The sequence below is a fragment of the Pseudoalteromonas sp. B62 genome (assembly GCF_037162565.1).
Classification (GTDB): Bacteria; Pseudomonadota; Gammaproteobacteria; order Enterobacterales; family Alteromonadaceae; genus Pseudoalteromonas; species Pseudoalteromonas fuliginea.
The window spans coordinates 2,614,180-2,634,462 of the sequence record NZ_JARLVB010000002.1 but is presented as its reverse complement, the minus strand read 5'-3'; the positions used below and the strand labels follow the sequence as shown (position 1 = coordinate 2,634,462).

At 37.3% G+C, this 20,283-nt stretch carries 14 protein-coding genes, 2 pseudogenes and 1 CRISPR repeat array; of the genes and pseudogenes, 4 read left to right on the top strand and 12 right to left on the bottom strand.

Annotation, left to right across the window (positions count from 1 at the left end; all coding sequences use genetic code 11):
- The first annotated feature begins 1 nt into the window (after position 1).
- The gene (gene cobA, locus P4S71_RS16370) at positions 2–865 is read left to right on the top strand and encodes a uroporphyrinogen-III C-methyltransferase (RefSeq protein ID WP_337151034.1); all 864 of its coding nucleotides are present in this window, start codon (positions 2–4) and stop codon (positions 863–865) included.
- 274 nt (positions 866–1,139) lie between these two features.
- Positions 1,140–2,402 (top strand): nitrate- and nitrite sensing domain-containing protein, encoded by a 1,263-nt coding sequence (locus P4S71_RS16365; protein WP_337151033.1) that lies wholly within the window; start codon positions 1,140–1,142, stop codon positions 2,400–2,402.
- A gap of 351 nt (positions 2,403–2,753) precedes the next feature.
- A CRISPR array of direct repeats spans positions 2,754–4,820; the repeat unit is 28 nt; unit sequence TTTCTAAGCTGCCTGTGTGGCAGTGAAC.
- 129 nt (positions 4,821–4,949) lie between these two features.
- On the opposite strand, the gene P4S71_RS16360 is transcribed toward P4S71_RS16365, so the two are convergent.
- The 10 genes and pseudogenes from P4S71_RS16360 to P4S71_RS16315 all read right to left on the bottom strand — a co-directional run bounded on the left by P4S71_RS16360 (position 4,950) and on the right by P4S71_RS16315 (position 14,348).
- Positions 4,950–5,231 (bottom strand): type I-F CRISPR-associated endoribonuclease Cas6/Csy4, encoded by a 282-nt coding sequence (locus P4S71_RS16360; RefSeq protein WP_337151638.1) that lies wholly within the window; start codon positions 5,229–5,231, stop codon positions 4,950–4,952.
- Complete coding sequence (cas6f, locus tag P4S71_RS16355; RefSeq protein ID WP_337151032.1) at positions 5,221–5,586, bottom strand: type I-F CRISPR-associated endoribonuclease Cas6/Csy4; 366 nt, start codon at positions 5,584–5,586, stop codon at positions 5,221–5,223. Before cas6f ends, P4S71_RS16360 begins: the two co-directional genes overlap by 11 nt.
- Before the next feature lie 6 nt (positions 5,587–5,592).
- A complete protein-coding gene (csy3, locus tag P4S71_RS16350; RefSeq protein WP_337151031.1) occupies positions 5,593–6,576 on the bottom strand; it encodes a type I-F CRISPR-associated protein Csy3 in 984 nt (327 codons plus the stop codon).
- A 50-nt stretch (positions 6,577–6,626) separates the two neighbouring features.
- Complete coding sequence (gene csy2, locus P4S71_RS16345) at positions 6,627–7,598, bottom strand: type I-F CRISPR-associated protein Csy2 (RefSeq protein WP_337151030.1); 972 nt, start codon at positions 7,596–7,598, stop codon at positions 6,627–6,629.
- Positions 7,599–7,600: 2 nt separating this feature from the next.
- Positions 7,601–8,566 carry a type I-F CRISPR-associated protein Csy1 gene (gene csy1 / locus P4S71_RS16340; protein ID WP_337151029.1) on the bottom strand — a complete coding sequence of 322 codons (966 nt, stop codon included), beginning with the start codon at positions 8,564–8,566 and terminating at the stop codon, positions 7,601–7,603.
- Entirely contained in the window at positions 8,529–8,957 is a 429-nt protein-coding gene (locus P4S71_RS16335) for a type I-F CRISPR-associated protein Csy1 (RefSeq protein WP_337151028.1), read from the bottom strand. The genes csy1 and P4S71_RS16335 overlap by 38 nt, the downstream gene beginning before the upstream one ends.
- A gap of 11 nt (positions 8,958–8,968) precedes the next feature.
- Positions 8,969–12,411 (bottom strand): annotated as a pseudogene (gene cas3f, locus P4S71_RS16330) (type I-F CRISPR-associated helicase Cas3f).
- Positions 12,408–13,375: pseudogene (gene cas1f / locus P4S71_RS16325) on the bottom strand (type I-F CRISPR-associated endonuclease Cas1f). The pseudogenes cas3f and cas1f overlap by 4 nt, the downstream one beginning before the upstream one ends.
- 131 nt (positions 13,376–13,506) lie before the next feature.
- Positions 13,507–13,677 (bottom strand): hypothetical protein, encoded by a 171-nt coding sequence (locus P4S71_RS16320; RefSeq protein WP_337151027.1) that lies wholly within the window; start codon positions 13,675–13,677, stop codon positions 13,507–13,509.
- 149 nt (positions 13,678–13,826) lie between these two features.
- A complete protein-coding gene (locus P4S71_RS16315) occupies positions 13,827–14,348 on the bottom strand; it encodes a WYL domain-containing protein (RefSeq protein WP_337151026.1) in 522 nt (173 codons plus the stop codon).
- Between the two features lie 588 nt (positions 14,349–14,936).
- Between P4S71_RS16315 and P4S71_RS16310 the strand changes: the two genes are divergently transcribed.
- Positions 14,937–16,394 (top strand): PAS domain-containing sensor histidine kinase, encoded by a 1,458-nt coding sequence (locus P4S71_RS16310; RefSeq protein ID WP_337151025.1) that lies wholly within the window; start codon positions 14,937–14,939, stop codon positions 16,392–16,394.
- 116 nt (positions 16,395–16,510) lie between these two features.
- On the top strand, positions 16,511–18,226 hold the full coding sequence (locus tag P4S71_RS16305; protein WP_337151024.1) for a two-component system response regulator: 1,716 nt from the start codon (positions 16,511–16,513) through the stop codon (positions 18,224–18,226).
- Between the two features lie 126 nt (positions 18,227–18,352).
- Here P4S71_RS16305 and P4S71_RS16300 read toward each other — a convergent pair whose 3' ends face one another.
- On the bottom strand, positions 18,353–18,694 hold the full coding sequence (locus P4S71_RS16300; RefSeq protein ID WP_337151023.1) for a response regulator: 342 nt from the start codon (positions 18,692–18,694) through the stop codon (positions 18,353–18,355).
- Positions 18,695–18,793: 99 nt separating this feature from the next.
- Positions 18,794–20,248: a sensor histidine kinase gene (locus P4S71_RS16295; protein ID WP_337151021.1), complete on the bottom strand. Its 1,455-nt coding sequence runs from the start codon at positions 20,246–20,248 to the stop codon at positions 18,794–18,796.
- Between the last annotated feature and the right edge of the window lie 35 nt (positions 20,249–20,283).

The following is a 20,283-nucleotide window of genomic DNA, read 5'->3' as shown; positions in this document are numbered from 1 at the left end:
TATGAGTGTATTGTCTTATTTTTCGGGTATTGAAAACGTGTGGCTAAATAAGCTCGTTACTAAGCTAACAAGCACAAATAGTCGCAGCGTCAAAAGCGGCAACGTTTATATAATTGGTGCGGGCCCAGGAGACGCAGAGCTAATTACAGTAAAAGCGCAGCGTTTAATTAATACCGCCGATGTTGTTTTATACGATTGGTTAGTAAGCGATGATTTATTAAAAACGCTTCCTAAAAAAGCACAGCGAGTATTTGTAGGTAAACGTGCTGGTAAACATTCGATGACCCAAGCTAACATTTGCGAACTACTGGTTAAATACGCACAACAAGGCTTAAACGTAGTGCGTTTAAAAGGCGGCGATCCGAGTATATTTGCACGTATTAACGAAGAAGCCGATGCGCTTAGTGAGCATAATATTAATTTTGCTATTGTTCCGGGTGTGACAACGGCTTGTGCTACGTCCGCTTATACGGGAATTCCGCTAACAGCAAGGGACGTAGCGCGCAGTGTTACGTTTTTAACAGCGCAGTTTGCCGATCCTAACAAGCAACCTCATTGGCAAAATTACGCATTTGAGCAAGGCAATAACAACCCCACTTTAGTGGTTTATATGGGGCTTTCGCGCTTACAAACGCTAAGCTGCGGTTTGCAATCAGTGGGCTGGCCAAGTAATACACCCATCGCACTAATAGAGAATGCCACTACTACTAAGCAAAAAGTAATTACCAGTACGCTTGAGAAAATAGTAAATGAGCATGCTAAACACAACCTTCAAGGCCCTACCCTAATTATGATTGGTGAAGTAATAAATCATAAAATGGCAATTAATCCTGAGTTATTAAACAGTATCAATGTTAACGCATGATACAAAATGAATAATGCACTTTTCGCGCTTACTATCTCCCCAGGAGTAAGCGCTTTTTTTGTTTTTAATTTGGGTTCAAGTTGTGTGCAATAACATGTTTAAATGCACCAAATAAGTTAAAAGTAATGGCAATTTAAATTATAGAAATACAGTGACAAACAAAAATTATACTTTAAGTAATTGTATTAGCTTGATTTTAAATTCAATGATGAAATTTATTAATGATTGGAACAGTGGTTGCACTTTAAAAACAAAAAAGTGTGGAATAATACCAATGGCGACAAGTAATCCTCTCACAAAACAGTTTTTATTAGCGGCTAAGTATCAAGAAATACATGCCCTAAAGCAATTACAAAACAGTTGTGCCTCGCTTACTAAATTAGGCGATTTTGTACACCAGTTACAAAAAGAGCGCGCGATGAGTAATATATTTTTGGCCTCAAATCGCGAGCGATTTAAAACCCAATTACAAGAACAAATCCCTTTAAGCAGCAGCGCACAAACTGCATTTTATGATTCTCTTAAACAAACATTTATAAACGACAACGCCGATACTGGTCATACTCGGTTATTTAATTTAATTACCTATAGCCTGCAAACACTTGAGGCATTGCCCGTACTACGCAATCAAATAGCACAACAAAACATTAGTGCAGTGCATGCTACGCAGTCGTTCACTCAGTTAATTGCTAGTTTACTCAATATTATTTTAGAGGCAGCAGATGGCGCAAGCGATCCCAAAATAACGCGCTTATTAGTCGCATTTTTTAATTTTATGCAAGGTAAAGAATACGCAGGACAAGAGCGTGCCTGTGGTGCACAAGCATTTGCAGCGAGTAAATTTACCACAGAACAAAAACAACAACTCGCGCATTTTGTACAAGAACAAAACCACAGTTTTGACTTTTTTAATGAGTACGCCGATACGCACCTTTTAAAATGCTTTGCCACATTAACAACACATCAGGTTAATAATCAGGTAGAGCAACTTAGAAGTTTACTGCAAAAACTCGATGACGAGAACGCCCAACCGCTCTCACAACTGAGTGAAGTATGGTACGAAGTAACCACCACGCGCATAGATATAATGCACAAAATTGAACAAAATATAGCAGATCAATTAATTGATACCGCAGCAATGCAAATAGCCTGTGCTCAACGTAGCTTAAATACCAATAAGCAGGTACTTAACAATATGGCAGAGCAACACATAGCCCCAATTTTTGGCCAATTAGCCATTAAGCAACCAGAGCCACAAGTAAGCCAAAATATAGCGGCCGATAAGCTCAATAGTAATAAAAGCATGTACGATTTAATTATCGAGCAAAGCCAACATATAAAACAAATAAACCAAGCGTTATTTGACGCTAAAAAAGTTATTAGTGAACAAAAGGTCATTCACCAAGCCAAGTACATACTTATTGAGCAGTTAAAGCTCACTGAAGAACAAGCCCATAAACAACTTCAAAAGCAAGCGATGAATTCACATAAAACGTTATACAGCGTAGCGCAAACAATTGTGGAACTGAGTGATTGAAAAACGTCTTTGATACCAATCCGCAATAAATAATTAAGCTAATTGGTATAGGAGCATAATAGATTAAAGAAACTTCGTATATTTTATACTTCCCTAACCTAAATTTAGCGACATAATTAAATACTCCTTCATTTTAACAACCATAAACGGTTTACTCAGCAATTTCCTAACTCCATAACTTTTTAAGCTGCCTGTGTGGCAGTGAACAATCTGCATCCAAGCGCAGCTTGGCGGGTATGTTTCTAAGCTGCCTGTGTGGCAGTTGTTACCAGCAATGCAAAAATGATCCACTTCAACAATTGAAACCTGATCCAGTGAACCAAACGCTAACGGCGCATTCCATCCAATGCGATTTCTAAGCTGCCTGTGTGGCAGTGAACTCCCGTCTATTTTGCTTGGTAAAATGCCTACATTTCTAAGTTGCCTGTGTGGCAGTGAACGTTATCAGCAACTACAGGGGGCATCTGTACTTTCTAAGCTGCCTGTGTGGCAGTGAACTTTTCTATGAAACCTGGCGAAACAATTAATTGTTTCTAAGCTGCCTGTGTGGCAGTGAACCTTTCCATACCTCTGCAAGCTCCCCGTTTGGCTTTCTAAGCTGCCTGTGTGGCAGTGAACTATTCAGAATACGTGTACTTGAACGCTTCTGCTTTCTAAGCTGCCTGTGTGGCAGTGAACGGATAACATCACGCCAGCTTAAAATTGGGCGATTTCTAAGCTGCCTGTGTGGCAGTGAACTGTCTCGCCGTTTGCAACCCATTTGCGACACTTTTCTAAGCTGCCTGTGTGGCAGTGAACTTAATACCACCACCAGTAAAGCCAACGTTCGCTTTCTAAGCTGCCTGTGTGGCAGTGAACTTTGCGGCGTTTATTTCGTTTTACGTGTAGACTTTCTAAGCTGCCTGTGTGGCAGTGAACAATATATGCGCGGGGTTGAAGCGATAGCCGAATTTCTAAGCTGCCTGTGTGGCAGTGAACTAATAGAAAAGAAAGACGCTGACATTGTTTTATTTCTAAGCTGCCTGTGTGGCAGTGAACTCTTTTGGTCGCGTTCATAATGTCGCGCACAATTTCTAAGCTGCCTGTGTGGCAGTGAACATGTTGAGAAAAACGCAGAGGGTGCGACGGGTTTTCTAAGCTGCCTGTGTGGCAGTGAACTGTTAAAGCAAAATCAGGCTGCAATTAAAAAATTTCTAAGCTGCCTGTGTGGCAGTGAACACGATGATCAACGAGCTGGTATTTCACCAGATTTTCTAAGCTGCCTGTGTGGCAGTGAACAAAAGACTTATTGATAAAATCTTTATGCCTTTTTTCTAAGCTGCCTGTGTGGCAGTGAACAATATTCGCCATAAGTGGCAAATACTACTACTTTTCTAAGCTGCCTGTGTGGCAGTGAACGAATAAAGAAGATACATTATTTGAGCTGAAGATTTCTAAGCTGCCTGTGTGGCAGTGAACCACTTGAAAAAGCATTCTGTGTTAAAGAGATTTTTCTAAGCTGCCTGTGTGGCAGTGAACCCAATCATTACCGCTTGCGTCTTTACCTGCTTTTTCTAAGCTGCCTGTGTGGCAGTGAACGACCTTAAGCGTGTAATACCAGAGAGGTTTGATTTCTAAGCTGCCTGTGTGGCAGTGAACCATACGCCCGTGGTGATGATAACGCGCAAATATTTCTAAGCTGCCTGTGTGGCAGTGAACGATATAGCTCGCCAGGTTATAGGTGTTGTGGTTTTCTAAGCTGCCTGTGTGGCAGTGAACGTTTTGAATCTGCAATCGGACAACTAGCTGATTTTCTAAGCTGCCTGTGTGGCAGTGAACCTGCACCACCTTTAACGTTAGTAAATCCCGCATTTCTAAGCTGCCTGTGTGGCAGTGAACACGAGCTTGCTCTAGCGTTGAACTCTGCGCAATTTCTAAGCTGCCTGTGTGGCAGTGAACGATAAGAAATGGTTGGGTATACCCACTGGTGCTTTCTAAGCTGCCTGTGTGGCAGTGAACAGAAGGGTAAGGACTTGATTGGCTGCCGTCAATTTCTAAGCTGCCTGTGTGGCAGTGAACAGATTGAGAAGAAAGCTAAGACAACAATGCACTTTCTAAGCTGCCTGTGTGGCAGTGAACATCGTTTAAGATTGCGTCACCTTCATCAAGACTTTCTAAGCTGCCTGTGTGGCAGTGAACCTACAGTAGGTTGGATGAATCGAGTTTCAAGCTTTCTAAGCTGCCTGTGTGGCAGTGAACTGCTCTGGCACTTCTACCATCGCGCCGTTAAATTTCTAAGCTGCCTGTGTGGCAGTGAACCGCAAGGTACGTTTCCCGCTGGCTCGCCATTCTTTCTAAGCTGCCTGTGTGGCAGTGAACCCTGACCGTTTCTGAATATTTTAACGGCGCAATTTCTAAGCTGCCTGTGTGGCAGTGAACAATAGAATACCGATAAAAAAATAAGTTACAACAATCAAATAGGTTATTTTCGGCAATTTTACCTAAAATTTTTGATGGTTTGTAACTTATTGTTTTTAAATTATATTTTTAAAGAGCAAAAAATAAGGGTTAAAAGTGCGGTACGCTTACCCATTTACTTATATCTTTATGGTTTGCGTTTAAACCATAACAATTTACATGTCCTTTTTGCGGGTTCTCAAGTTCTATTCTTTTAATAAATAAAGGGAACTTTATATTTTTCGCAGGATCACGTTGTTTTGTTTTTTGGCTTTCTAACCATATAAAGGGGCGTGTTGACCTTGCTTTAGGCTTACTTTTTTCAAGTGATAATAAGCATTCATCCAAAGGTTTCCCTGATTTTTCAGACCAGTATTTCGCTTTAGCTTGCATTTTTTTCAATACCGGCCTCCCCTTTTACATGCTCTCGGATAAAACACACATGCGTTATTTTCTCTGGTACTGGTTTAATCGATTTAATGTGTACGTAATCTTTAAATCGACTTAGCCAAGTTGGTATATTTAGCTCATTTAACTGTATTTCAGTTTTAGCAAATAACCTTAACTGATCCCCTAATGGAAATAACTTTTCGCCATAGCGAGAAAATGCCACAGCAACGGCCGATTCATTTTCCCCTATTTTGTTATCAACCAGTGCAATATGAATTTGCTGATATATTTTTTGCCAAAGGAACCCTAAATTTGCTTCAACATCGGGTAGCAGCGTTATTTCGAGATAATATTTCATATTAATTTATTCCCCAAATACGCCACCACGAATTAACATCGCCATAATATAGTGTTGCTGTTCAATCGCTGGCTCTTTACCTTTGATCATCCAAGCATCAAGTAAATTATAAAAATCTGTTTTTTCTTTTGGTTGGCGGTAAGCTGCACCACGGTTTGTTACTGAGCCGTATGGTTCAACGGCAATTGGACCTACTTCGTCAACAGCTGGATGCCAAGTATCGATTGTGCGCAGTGCATTACCAATTTTTTGAGAGTGCATTGCGGCTTGTCCATCAAGCTGATATAAAAATTTACTTTTATCGCCTTTACCACCGCCCATTACTAATTCTTGTGATGGGTACACAGCTTGGCCTTCACCTAATTGGCTATACGCTTGGACTTTTATAAGTACATGATTATCGGTTAAACCCTGTTGAATAAAGTGTGCAAGTTGAGTGATTTTTTCGTCACTTGAAAACTCACGCAATGAATAGTCTTGGCAGTTAAACTCAATGGTTTCATTTGCCACGGTTACAACCACTTTTACGTTTTCGGCACCTACTCGATTGCGCCATAAAAAGCGAGCACTGGCAATATTAAAAGCATAACGTTTTGATAATTCTTCAAAACTCACAGCTGCTTGGTATTGCGTTATTTTATTAGCTAATTGTGCTTGATAATCAGGGTTATTACACGTTGATGGGGTTGCTAAGTCACTTAATACTCGCAAGGTAAAAACAACTTTTAAGGTATCTGTATTATGCGCTAATGCGGCAATATCAACTGTTTGTAAATTAGCTTTAGATACTTCTGCATCTAATTTTGTTGGATCATTTGCCGTTGCTGCTTTTAAGCGATTTGAAATTGTGCCACGTACTGCTTTTTCACCCACTTGTATTGCTTGCCATGCTTGCTGCTCCCAGTTACCTGCAAACATGATTGCGTCTGATGGTACTAACTTAGCTTCAAATGCTAATACTGAGGGTGTTTTTAATTTAATTTCGGCCATTTTTATTACTCCATTGATAAAATATTTGGTTGATTTTTATTACACATTAATTAATAAGGCATTGCTTCAGAACTATCTGGTTCAATAATTTCATCTTCAAAAGGGGTTGTTTTAGCAACATACCAAGGGTATTGCTGCTCATAGCGCCAAAGGGTTACTTCAATATTTTGTATGTTATGTATGCTTTTCCATTCACCTACGCTATAAGCACTTTCAGCAAAGGCCGTCGGCACCGTTGCATCTCTTACATTGCTCACTTCACCCGCTTCATAAACTGGAGAGATTGCACAATACCCCGTATTAATTGGCACTAAATAGCCACTTTGAGGTTTTGATACATATTGCCAATTGGCTTTTTGTTTTACGCTTTCAAGGGCGTCGGTTTCTTGCCCATCTTCACTTGTTATTTTTTCAGCTTTAAATTTAAGTTGGGCAAAATCACACCATGCATCAAATAAACAAGCGTTATCATTTATCGCTTTTTGCTGTTTAAAGTGCTCAGCTAAATAATCACTGCGATCAATTAAGGCAAAACCTGGCATTAATTTACGCAGTGTTTTTTGTTCTTCATTTAACGGGGTTAACTCAATATTTTCTACGTGCGTAATTTGACCGCCTGCTAAACGTAGCGTTGGTACTTTTTGTTTTACCTGTTCAATTAATTGTTCTGTCGTTTCTGTATCGCCCGCAATCAAGCCATTAACTTCAATCAACAAAGATACTTGCATATGCATGCGCCCTTCTTCATTAATGGGTGCCGTTTTGCCTTGGTGAGTTAGCGGGTTACGGGATAATGCAAAAACATAGTCGCCCCAACCTTTAGGTTGTCTTGCGTGTACTGTGTTTTTATGGCTAATTACAGCAACGCCACCTAAATTAACGGCTAACGTTTCAGGTAATTTACGTGATAATGCATGGGCAAAACCCAAAAAATTAGTTATGGCAGGAAAACCATACGTTAAGCCCGCAATGGCGTTGGCATTTTGTACCGATACTTTTTTAAGTAATAAATATTGGCTCATGGTTACGCCTCCGCCAATTTGGGTGTGTTGTGTTCAAAACGTTTTAGCTGATGCAAACAAACTTTGGAAAAATAAGCATGTTCGATATCACCTAAGCGATATTTTTCGTCATTTTTTAATTGTTTAATTAACCAACTGGCAAAATCAGCCGCTATCACAGCTTGCCAGTCGAGCTTTTCACGTTCACGTTGAAAACCCTCATGTGGGTTATAAACATCAAGCCATAAAGCATGGGCGGGTTTTAGTTTGCAATGTGATTCACTTGCCCATCCTGCGAGTAATGTTTGAATGTTGGCTGCGTGGATCATTAGTTGATCGAGTATGGGTAAAATAAAATGATAATCGCGCTTATAACGCACTTTAAAGTTATTTTCTTCAGGGTTTAATTTACTTAAAAAGGCTTTAAAATCGCGCAAGTAAGTCGATACTTTGTATGTTAGTTGTCGGTTAAATAAGCTGGTATTATTTATTGGCGGCTTAACTTGTGCCTGAAAAGTAGGAGGAGCTGTATTTAATAAAAAATTCTGACCATAACGCTCACTATTTAGTTGTGAAATGTTTTGTGGTTTTGAACCACCAAAGCTCTGCACGGCGGTATTTGGAAAGCTAATATCCATTCGTTCATCGTACTTATTGGCTCTGCGGGCATCGCGAATATCTTTTGAATCACCAAAGCGCGTATCGGTGACTTTTTTATGTAAATTATGCGCCAATGCCGATGAGAATAGCGGGCATAATAAATGGTACTCAACATCATTACTTTCTAACTTAACCGGGAAATAAACCTGTTTACTTAAATTATGTGAGCTTAGTTTTTCATCGGCTAATGCTAATTTAAAACCATCAACCCAAGTTTGTAACAATTCGTCATTATCAGTAAAAGCACTTAACGCTTGTGCATGATTTTGTTGCAATTGCGTAATAAGGCTTTCACCATTGACCGTTATATTTAGCAGCTTTTGCAACATCCAATGCTGCCGCATTACCTACAGCATCAATTGCTTTATTTGTTAAGCTTGTTGTAACAAGGTATTGATTATTTATAGTTTGACTATCTGTACATGGCTGACTTACTAAAATACTGCTCGCTTTGGCATCACTATGAGTAAATTTTGCCGCATGGGTTGCTAAACTGATTTGTTTTGCTCGCCTAGCTGCATCAGTTAACCACATCACAGGTTTATAGTTTTCCTCAATAGGTGCCGATTTTTCTGCGTATTCTGCTTTAGCTGTCGCTATTTCTGTTTCGTTTTCACTTTTTTCTAACACTTTATTTAGTGCTTTTTGAAAAGGCTCCAACTTAGCTTGTTTACGCTGCTCTATATAATCAGCGAGCGCTTGAGTTAATGTTGCTTCCATCGTTTTTCCTTTTACTTAATATCAAAAACACCTAGCTGCTCGTGCCAGTGCCAATTTAATTCTTGATCTTGCTCTTTATTCGGCTCTCTTAAGCCTATTACACCAAAGGTTTCACTTACTTGTTGCAAGCTTTTATCTACTTTATCTGCAAAAATTTGATAGGTTTCTTCAACGCTTAAGTTAAACCACCAATGGTTGCCTTGGGCTAATTCAATCGATTGGTTTTCATCTATAAAGCGATTGCTTTGCTCTAAATACACTGGTGGGTAGCGGGTATCGTCAATTTGACTCCACGTTAATGTTTCACTTTCTTCTAAGCGTAAAATAAATTCTTCTTGTGGTTGTGATTTTCTAAACTCAGTTTGACGAATAAATTCAGCACTCCAATCAATAGCAGGGTTTTCATTCCACCAAAGAGATGCGGGATTGGGGCTGTTATAGAAGACCTTATGTTTTAAATCTTCTCCCATTACATCTAATGTTATTCTTAGAGACCTATGCTCTTGTATTGAAAACAAATTAGTAGCGTTAGCAACGAGGTTATCTTTTTTGGATTTTTTAAAATCGTCGGCTTTTATTTCTTTCGGCTCAACAATCCTTGGTATTGCTGAAATATTATCTAACTCTGTTGTTAATAATTCATTTAAGTCTTTACTGTTAAGGGAGTTCTGCTGTTTCAAAACCTGGCTTACAGTAAGCCACTTTTTCACCTTTTAATGCGCGTATATTTTGATTAAGTACCACCAAATTTGCATTGGTTGGTGGCACTTGCCTATGGCGTTGTATACGGCCTGCTAACTGGATAATTGAACGTAGCGAGCTAGGCTCAGCAATTGCCCAATCGTAATCATGGTCTCGTCCAACTTCTACCACTGACGTACCTAATACAATAAACACATGATTGTCTGCCGATATTTTATTTAGTTCATCAGCCTTTAATGCTTTGGCAATTTCAGGTTGTTGCCAAAGCGCTTGTTCATCATAGCGAGTTAATGTTTTATCCAAGCGAGATTCTTTGTAAGAGCGTAACGCTAATGGAAACTGTGAATGATAAATACAAAAATGAAATTGATAGTTAGCCCTTGGCGGCATAGCTAACAGTATTTTTGTAACCGCAATCATCGGGTTAATGTTAGCCATTCTAACCACACCAATAGATACTTTTTTGCCGCTGCTATGTGTTACATGGTGTTGGTTATGTAATTCATAAATTTGTTGATGAATGGTATCTGCCACATTTTGAAATACCTGCTTATTTTTCTCATCTATATTTTGACCTGTTAAATTTTGATCTGCTGAGTCACTATTATCCGTGTCAGGCAACTCAATATTAACGATCTTTCCTTTACGTAATACTTTGCTGTTCGCCGTTAATTTTTTTAATCGTGATTCAATAAATATGTTATTTTTTTGTTTGAATCCCTCTTTATTATTTATTAATTCAACTTCACTTTTGTTTTCATCAAACCAAGCACAAACAATACCTGTATTGCTATTATGTGGAAAATTAGCTTGGTTATAATGTTTACGACCTGCTACATAAGCGTCGTACAAAGCACTGATAAGCGCAGGTGGTAACGTTGCCGATGATAATAAAACCCGAGAGCCTAACATACCTGCCCAGTTAACTAATCGGCATAATGCGGGTAGGTCTTCTAATCCAAAATCGTCGGGTTCATCTAAAATCAAGTCTGACGTTAATAACCGCAGCATAGGCGCGATTTGTTTACCGCCTCGTTTACTTTCTGTCGCTGGCATTAAATGATCGATTGTACTGACCAAAATAGGCGCACTGATTAACTGCTCTAATTTGGGATTGCCCTTTAACCAATGCTTTAAACGTCCGTCGTAAATTTGCCCTTCGTAACTGACATATAATTGTTCAAAAAAGTCTTGTGCTGATTCACTGCCATGATCGGGCTTTGCTAATTTCCCGTCCTCTTTATTTAACTGATGTAGTAACTTAACAGCATTAGAACCAATTAAAACGGCGAGTTCATCATCACCTAATTTGAGTAAATCTCGATATGCATCACCGGTTTGTAAGGTTAGAGTACGTAAACCTAAAGCAACTGAGAATCGGCAACCTTCGCGCTCATTTGCTAAGGCATACATAACTCGTGCATTTGCCATGGTTTTACCACACCCTGTTGATGCCATGTTAATACCAAAAAAGCCCTGTTTTTCACTGGTTTTAGCAAACTCTTTTGACGCTTTAAACGCTTTGTCTTGCCATTGGTATTTACGGTCTTTAGCTCTTTGTGAAAAAAGTCTATGTTGGGCTAATGCTGGTAAGGTGTATTTTAAAGCAGGCAAGTTTTTAGCAAATAAAAAAGCGTTATGAGCAACCCCAATATTGTGTTCATCTAATTTTTGTTTTAACTGATTTGTTTTTCTATCTGTATTGGCGTTAGCTTGATAGCTATTATCTCGCCATTTCATTTTTGAATCTTTTAATTCAAGAGATGAATAATAATGATCCGCTAACATGAGTGATAATCTTGATAAATGGCTAACAAAACGTTGATTTAGCCAATCTGTTTTTTTAGATAATTTATGATAACTCAATGCTCGTTTTGCAATTTCACTTGCTTTGTTTTGCCATGTTTTACTCAACAGCGGCGTGCCATGAGTAAAACGCCAATTAGCATTAATTACTGATGGTTCTATATCAGTCAAATTTTCTGCATTTTTAGAATTCCAATGACAATCAAAGCACTTGGTTAGCCAATGTTCAGCTTCGTCTAACTTAACTGGGTTAACTTGCGGGTAAGGTAAACGATGGTGCGAGACAATTAACCACGCAACTAGCTTTCCAAACTGTGTATTATCGCCAAAAGAATTAAACGGGTTTTGATGTTTTCCGTTATCTTTAAATAATATTTTGTGTATTTTATTTTCAGCCTGAGTAGCATTTGATTGCTGATTAATTTTTAGTAGCTTTGTTAACCACTCTTGGTCGGTTAACTCTTTAATAAAGGCTTCAAACAATCTTAACGATACCCACTCATGACGATATGGTTCAGATTTTGATTGTGTTTTACCAGCTAACTTTTGTTGAAATAAATCATTTGCTTTACCAAAATCATGAAATAAGCCAGCAAGGCTTGAGGCCAACATTATTGCTTCGTTTAATTCCCAGCCGTTTTCCCATTCTTTATGAGAAAGCTCTAGCTTAGTATAATTTACCGGCACAATACCCTGCGCATTAAATTTTAATTTATTCCCCACTACCCATAAAAGCTGACTTCTCGATCTTGAGCGTATCCAATGGCAGCTCACTGCGGTGCTTTTACTGGCGGTTTGGCGTAGCATTTTTTTACAGTGAATAAGCCATCTTCTGTGATGAGGGTTTGCCATGTGTTGTCGCCTATACGATTTGCGAATGCGTCGAGTACGCGGCGCGTTTTTTTAAGGCGTTTTTTTCACATTGGCTAACAAAAGTGACCATCATTGGTTTTCACCTGTTTTGTGCTCTGTTTGCAGTGCTACTTCTTTTACTTGATCAAACATAAAGTCGAGTGCTTTGTTGTCGGTAAAGGCTTGTAAAATTTGTTGTCTAAATTCTTGCTCGGTGGCGTTTTCTTGTGCGCAAATAAATGCCCAAGGCAGTACAATGGCGTCTTTAATTAGGTCGGCAATATCAAATACAAGCGCTCCGCGTCTGGTTTTACCATGCATTACAGCAAAACCATGGGGAATACCCAGCACCCACAAACAACTGGCGGCTAAGCCATACGCTAAATAATTACCATGATTTAAAAAGTCGTTCGCAAGGTCGGTTGAGGTGTGTTGGCGCGTAAAGCCTTCTGCCTTGGTTATATTGGCGGCAAACTTATACAAAGCTTTGGTAAGCTGTGCTTCAGTTAATAGCAGTTCAGATTGCTTTGTTGCAACGAGCATCCGCTCGTTGAAGCGTGTTAAGGCCGTTTCAATGCTGTTATTTTGGGTTGTAAAGCCTTCACTTTTTAAACTGCGGTCTTTATTCCAAATTTTGTTGAGGTATTCTATGCGTGCTTGCTGAAATTGTTTGGCTACGGCTAAGCGCTTTTTATCGTCAAACCAAAAGCTCATCCAACCTTGCAAATACTCAGTTGGGCGGTACTCACTTTGGGGCGTTAACCATTCTATGTTGTTGCCCATATAAAGCGGTGTGCCTCCGCCACCACTAAACCCAACAAGTACTCCCGCTTGCGCCAGCATGCGCATGGCGGCTTGGGTTATTGATGTGCCGTTGCCTAACAGTAAAACTGTGGTGTTAGCAATAGGAATATTAAAATACTGATTTTCGTTTTTAGCTTCTGTGAGGTATAAAACACGCCCGTCTTTTGCATTACTCGGCAATATTCTAGGTAATACATGTTGGCACGTTTTGAGTGCAAAATTGTTTTTAAATTGCTTGGGCTAAAATCGTCCATGTGGCTGTCCTTTTTTTCATTCCATTAAATTTATAGTTTGTTTAGCTTTTGAGCAACACTGTGTATTTATCACCTGTCGCGTTTTTAGGCAGGTTTTTAATAAGAAAATTATGGTTAAATTTTGTTTTATATTAAGGCATATAAGGCTGTAGCTGGGCTAAACAATACGGACTTAATATAATTTGCTGAGCCTCTGGATTTGCTTGATAACTATCTACACGCAGTTGTTTTAAAAGGTAAAGCAATAAGGCTGCGCGCGTTTTAATAACACGCTTGTATTGCCCACTAGGGTGTTCAACCATTTGGTGATCAAGTGCTATTATGCGAGCTTTATTGGGGGTTAGTCGTGGATCTGGCTCTATGCTTACGTGTAATATTTTTTGCCATAACGTGTCGTTTTTTTGGTCAAACTCAGCACGGCCTTCTATATCGCATTCACCGTTAAACCGTGTTAGTACAAAGTCTCTAAAGTCGCGATTTTTTCACAATATGCACGAACATGCCAACGTGTTCCATCAAATACTAAACTGTGCGGGCTTATTATACGTGATTCAAATTCAGGACTGGATACCGAGGCGTACCCTACATCAATCCGATATTTATGCTTAAGTGCATTTAAAATCTCTGATACTTTACTAGGCTCTATAGGAGCAAGTGGCGATACCATGGCGGTGAAGTTATTATAAAAATGGCTGGTCATGCTTTGCTGAGTCACTTTTAAGTAAGTGCCTAAGTCATTTAAACCATGTTTTGAAACAAATTTATTACTTGCTTCATACCCTTTTTTTGAACTGTTATAGATTAAGAAGTTAGGAAAAAACGTTAGATAATCTTGAATGTATTTTGAGGCGCTAGAGCGGCTTATTTGAAAGTGTTGTTGTATATGGTTTGTTGTTAAACGTCCCTCCCAGTAAATAATAAGCTCTATAAAATGAAAACGCTGAATTGCGTCGTAAGTAAATTGAATTGACATCTTTTTCCTTAAATCATTAATTCCATTTTTATACATTACAATTAATAAAGCAATGAATCACTCACTTTATTAAACCGCATTTTGAAATGCCTGTGTAATTGCTTTTAAAAACCTAAAACACGGTGTATTTAAATTAGGTAAGCTTCTAATTTAAAAAGTTAATTTATAAAAATAGATTATTTAAGCAAACTCGTAATAATCAACTACAATAAGTTAATTGCTTGTTACATAGCGTTTTTATGTAAGGACATTTTATATTAAGGCCTGTTCATCTTTCGAGGTTGAATTGGCAGCAAACTGTTTGGTATTTAAGCAAGGCAGAGCCTATGTAGTGTGGTTACTTCCCAAAAATAGGCAATAACGCAGAATAAATGCCAAATATGCGCTACCCAAGGGTGATTGACTCTTTGTTGCTCGGTTTTTACTTATTCTTACAGTGGTGTAAGCCATTAGAGTACGCAGGAGCAGTTGCCGAGCCCACTAGCTTACAAACCTCGCGCCACGATTAAACAGCTCTTAGATTGAACAAATTTCAATCATGAAAGTTCAACAGGTACTAGTTAAGTGATTAGATTGAAGGAAGTGTTAATGCCTAATGTAGGACGCTATATTGAGAATATATTAGCAACAGATTCGAATTTTTTTGTTGATAACGACATTCAAAAAAACTTAGATCACATTGTTGAACTAATCTTAAATGTTTTTGATGCTACTGCATGCTCTATTATTGCAAATTCACCACAGGGTCAAATTGAGTTGTACCAATATGGTTCGAAAATAGCCATAACCGCAGAGGCGCTAAATAGTGAAGTATTTAATGAATCTATTATCGAGGGTAACTCAAAAAGCACTTTTAATACTCCCTTAAATGTAAACTCCAAAATGCGTAGGGTTATATCACTCATTATTTTACCATCGAACTTAAAATTGGGCTGGTTGATATTTGAACGAAAAAGTGAGTCCGCATTTACAGAAAAAGATAAAACGATATTAGCTACCATACAAAAAAACATTGTAAATCAACTACTTAAACTTAACTTTATATTTAAAAAAGAAAAAGATGCTGAACTGCATTCAATGATTTCTGAGCTAAATAGAGATTTTGTTTTTATAAAGGACGAAAACTTTAAAATTGTATACGCAAATGATGCCTTCAAAAATAGTTATCCAAAAGAAATGCAAAACAAAATAATCGGCTTTACTACAATTGAACACTACGAAGAAGATGCGGCTACAGCATTTTTAGCGCAAGACAAAATTGCTTTAAATTGCGGCATTAGTAAAACAGTCGAAAATTTAGCTATCCCTAATGGCATGCAAATTACTGTAGAAACTATAAAACAACGCTTTGAAGATAAGTCTGGTAAACATTATATTTTAGGTGTGTGCAGAGACATAGCTGAAAAAGAAAATTTAATATCTAAATTACAAAAAGCAAACAGTGAACTTGACGAGTTTACCAGTATTGCTTCTCACGATTTAAAATCGCCATTAAATGCAATTAAGCGTTTATTAGAGTGGATTTCGGATGACTGTAAAGATCTGCTTCCTGAAGAGCATTTAGAAAACTTTCAATTAGTAATTAATCGCACTAATAGAATGCAGGTATTACTAGAAGATTTACTGAGCTATTCGAGAGTAGATCGCTGTGATTCTACCCGCTCTGACTTGTCTTTAGAAAATGTTTATCTTGAAATCGCTGAATGTTTAGAGATCCCCGAAACAGTAACTGTTCATATAGATGCAAATGATAAATTATTAAACATACCAGTAGTCCCCTTCAAAACAGTCATTTTAAACATAATTAGTAATGCTATAAAACATAACGATAAAGAGCTTGGTGTTATACACGTTTCTCTACGGCCTTCTCATCATTATTATCTTATTGAAATAACAGATAATGGTCCTGGAATAGATCCAAAGTATTTTTCACTCATTTTTAAATTGTTTCAAACTCTGCGATCTCGTGATGACGTAGAGGGCAGTGGTATTGGCCTTTGTGTAGCAAAAAACTCATTATTAATTATGGCGGTAAGATTGAAGTAGCATCTGATGGGAAGCTTGGCAGTACATTTACTATTTTTTGGCCAAAAATTTAGCAATAAAATTGTTTTATTAATTAAAGATGAGTATTGGCATAGTGCTAAACCCTTAAGGAACTTATGTATATTTTAATAGTTGATGATGACTTAGTAGATCGTAAGTTAATTAAAAAGATGCTTATTTCAGACGGCTCTCAACTTCATGATATTACTGAAGTAACATGTGTTAAAGAAGGTTTAAATGCCATTGAAAGTATGCATTTTGACATAATACTACTCGATTATAATATGCCTAAAGAAGATGGTATCGAAATGCTTCTTGAAATGCGAGCAAAGCCAAAACTTGGTAATACTGCAATAATTATGATTAGTTCATCAGAGAACTCAACCCTCGCAATTGAGTGTATAGAAGCCGGCGCACAAGATTTTTTACCTAAGGGTGATATTACACGTAGTAGTTTAAATAAAGCACTTATATACGCTAAAAAGCGATTTGAAGCTGAACAACGCATGCATGACAGTTACCTCGCTGTAAAGCATATGGCAGAAAGGGATCAGCTAACGGGTTTGTCAAACCGATACCATTTTGAAGAAATATTAAAAGTAATGATTGCCAATAATAAACGGACTAAAAATAGTGTCGCGCTTTTGGCATTGGATTTAGATAATTTCAAACATATAAACGACACATTAGGGCATAATGTTGGCGATCAGATTTTAATACAAACTGTAACAAGAATTAACCACTGCCTAAGAAGAGACGAAGGGTTTGCTCGATTAGGGGGAGATGAATTTGCTGTTATTATTGGTGGTATAAGTAATATTAATCAAATAGGTATGATAGCAAATAGGATATTAGCTAATGTTTCTGAGCCATTTTTACATAATGGTAGAACGATTAACTGTAGTGTGAGTATTGGCAGTGCTATATATCCTCAAGATGCGACGGAGTCACATGAACTGCTTAAATGTGCTGATATTGCAATGTATCGCTCTAAGCAAAACGGTAAAGCAAAAATTAGTTTTTATAAAGAACAATATCAATACGAGTTTAGTCGTCGCGTTGATATTCAAAACAAAATTAAAGAAAATTTAGAACAAGAAAATTTTCGAATATTTTACCAACCTGTTTATTGCTCTAAACGGCAAAAAATATCAGGTGTAGAAGCTTTAATTCGCTGGCCAGATTCCGATATTAGTTATACTCCTGATGAATTTATACCCATTGCGGAAGAATGCCGATTAATTGTGACGCTTGGCGAGTGGATTATTTCAACAGCTCTACAGCAATTATCATTATGGCAAACTCGTTTTAAAATTCCGCTAAATTTATCAATAAACATTTCCCCGATACAGCTTCAGAGTGAAGGATTGCTCGCTTATTTACTCGCAGCTGTAAAGCAATATGATGTGAATGTTAATAGTATAATTTTAGAAATAACTGAAACAGCCTTTATCAAAGATAACGAAGAAGTTACTGATATATTAACCACCTTATCCAATAATGGCTTTAGAATTGCTTTGGACGATTTTGGTATGGGCTATTCATCCATATCTCACCTGATATCTTACCCTATTGATATTGTTAAGTTAGATAAAAGCATGCAATCATCTGATGGTGAAAAAGGGAAACGACTAAGAGTAATTGAAGGGTTGTCTCTGATGCTTAAAAAATTAGATTTTGATATTGTCGCCGAAGGCATTGAAACCCAAGCACAGCACAATTTATGTAAACAATTAGAGATAGACTATTTACAAGGCTTTTTATTTTCAAGGCCCATGCCTGCAAACGACATAGACTTATTACTCACTAAGAACGCCGACGATTCAATCTAGAAATATTACCTATATTGAAATCGTCAAAATAAAATAACAGAGGCTGTATTTTGCTAAACCGAAAAACACCTAAAACTCTATTTTCACTCAATATAAACTCAGAATATATTGAGATCGTAATAATTTTTAATCTCCCTGTATTGGCGCTCCAATGACAGACAGTACCTTCTCTTTTAGATCTTCAGCTTTAAAAGTTCCCTTAACTAAATAGCCTTTAACAAAATCATGCGCCATAATAATTTTTTTCTCTTCTTCTCGTTCTGATGAGCTGAACATCATAACTACGCAAGAACTTATTTCAATGACTTTCCTGAGCTTGGCAAACTCATCTAAAAATTGAATACCATTAACTCTGGGCATATTAATGTCTAAAAAAATCAATATTGGGGGAAAGCCATCTGGGTGTTCTTTTTTATTCGCTTCATAATTTTCGAGAAATGTTAATGCCTCTTGACCATCTTTTTTCAAAAATGGTAAGCTCTAAGTTAGCTTCTTTTATTAATCTTTTAAGGATATACCGATCAATTTCATTGTCATCGATAATTAATATAGGTGGTTTTACTTTTTTCATCTTAATTTATCCATAGGTATTGTTATTTTAAATGTTGTACCGCTATTAGAGCTTTGCAATGATATTTCTCCATCTAAATACTCTATATGTTTTTTAACTAGTGCCATACCCAAACCTGAGCCGCTACTCGTCTCAACATGAAATCGCTTGAACATATCAAACACTTCGCTTTGATGCTTATCAGGTATTCCAATCCCATTATCGGTAACGGTAATATTGAACGTCTCTTGTTCGTTAAAAATATCGCAGTGAACATAGGGCGCATCCTTATTTGTGTCGTAATATTTCAACCCATTTGATATCAAATTTTCGATGATTTGAGCAAAACGCGCTTTTTCTGATTTGATAGGTGTCGATAAATTAATATTCGTTGTTAATGTACAAGGATTATCTTTCACTAACCAAGCCAGTCGTTCTTCCATATCAGTAATTAACTGATTAAAATCAATTAATTCTTCGTTTTCATTACCTATATCTGCTTTTGCTAATAACAAAATATCAACAACAAGTGTTTCTAATTTCTCCATTTGTTGATAAATAATTTTCGCATTCTGACAGGCCTCTTTAATATCACCAGCTTCTATATCTTGAATAACAAATTGGGCCAAAGATTTAGCGCCCGATAACGGTGACTTTAAATCATGTGATGCTCTGTAAGCGAACTGAGCCAGTTCATCATTTGCCTGCTGCAAAGAAGCTGTTTGGCTGTTTACAATAGCTTTTAGCTCGATACTATTTTCTATGTTTAATAAATCATCTTTGATACGCTGTCTTGCTGCTATTACTAATGCTTTTAATTCACCCGTGGTATTTTTATCAAGTTCGTCATCTAAATTAGTACTATCTTCAGGTTTACTAGCTAAAAGAATGGTTAAATTGCGTATAGAGCTAGATATGGTACGTGACAGGTAACTGATTAGAATAATATTAAAAAGGGATATAATTATAACAAGTGGGATCAGTGTCATTAATATAAACGACACGGTCTTGTTGATGGGTGCTTCAAACTGTTCAGAATGCTGATTAAAGCCATCAAGTGAGACATTCAGGGTAGATAAAAAATCGTCTCGACTAAGCTTACCTTTTTTGTAAAGCTCAATTGATGATAGCGCTTTATTTGCTATTTCAATGTCATTTTTACAAATTGTTAATGCATGATCAGTGTTGATAGCTTTCATAATTGCATGATTAAAATAATTAATTTCATCAACACATCTTGTTGGCTGCTCTTTTATTTGCAGAATATCTGATTCAATATTATTTATATCAATAGGGGTATTTTTTTGTATATTTTTTACTACTTTGCTTAATTGATGAACATACTTCAAATGAAGAAAATTAAGTTGATGAAACTTAGCCCCTTTTGCTATTTCAAAAGCAGAATACACCGTAATAGTCACCTCTGTGATTGTTAATACTACAATCAGCATCAATTTTTTAGAGATATTCATATAGAGACCTGCTTTATTATTAGCCGCCAGCTAAC

Excerpts from the sequence above, each read along its gene's own strand:
- P4S71_RS16305 (WP_337151024.1), top strand. The coding sequence starts at position 16,511 with ATGTATATTTTAATAGTTGATGATGACTTAGTAGATCGTAAGTTAATT.
- csy2 (WP_337151030.1), bottom strand. The coding sequence starts at position 7,598 with ATGAGCCAATATTTATTACTTAAAAAAGTATCGGTACAAAATGCCAAC.
- P4S71_RS16335 (WP_337151028.1), bottom strand. The coding sequence starts at position 8,957 with ATGGAAGCAACATTAACTCAAGCGCTCGCTGATTATATAGAGCAGCGT.
- P4S71_RS16360 (WP_337151638.1), bottom strand. The coding sequence starts at position 5,231 with ATGCAAGCTAAAGCGAAATACTGGTCTGAAAAATCAGGGAAACCTTTG.
- P4S71_RS16365 (WP_337151033.1), top strand. The coding sequence starts at position 1,140 with ATGGCGACAAGTAATCCTCTCACAAAACAGTTTTTATTAGCGGCTAAG.
- cas6f (WP_337151032.1), bottom strand. The coding sequence starts at position 5,586 with ATGAAATATTATCTCGAAATAACGCTGCTACCCGATGTTGAAGCAAAT.
- csy1 (WP_337151029.1), bottom strand. The coding sequence starts at position 8,566 with ATGTTGCAAAAGCTGCTAAATATAACGGTCAATGGTGAAAGCCTTATT.
- P4S71_RS16310 (WP_337151025.1), top strand. The coding sequence starts at position 14,937 with ATGCCTAATGTAGGACGCTATATTGAGAATATATTAGCAACAGATTCG.
- P4S71_RS16320 (WP_337151027.1), bottom strand. The coding sequence starts at position 13,677 with ATGGTTGAACACCCTAGTGGGCAATACAAGCGTGTTATTAAAACGCGC.
- csy3 (WP_337151031.1), bottom strand. The coding sequence starts at position 6,576 with ATGGCCGAAATTAAATTAAAAACACCCTCAGTATTAGCATTTGAAGCT.
- P4S71_RS16295 (WP_337151021.1), bottom strand. The coding sequence starts at position 20,248 with ATGAATATCTCTAAAAAATTGATGCTGATTGTAGTATTAACAATCACA.
- cobA (WP_337151034.1), top strand. The coding sequence starts at position 2 with ATGAGTGTATTGTCTTATTTTTCGGGTATTGAAAACGTGTGGCTAAAT.
- P4S71_RS16315 (WP_337151026.1), bottom strand. The coding sequence starts at position 14,348 with ATGTCAATTCAATTTACTTACGACGCAATTCAGCGTTTTCATTTTATA.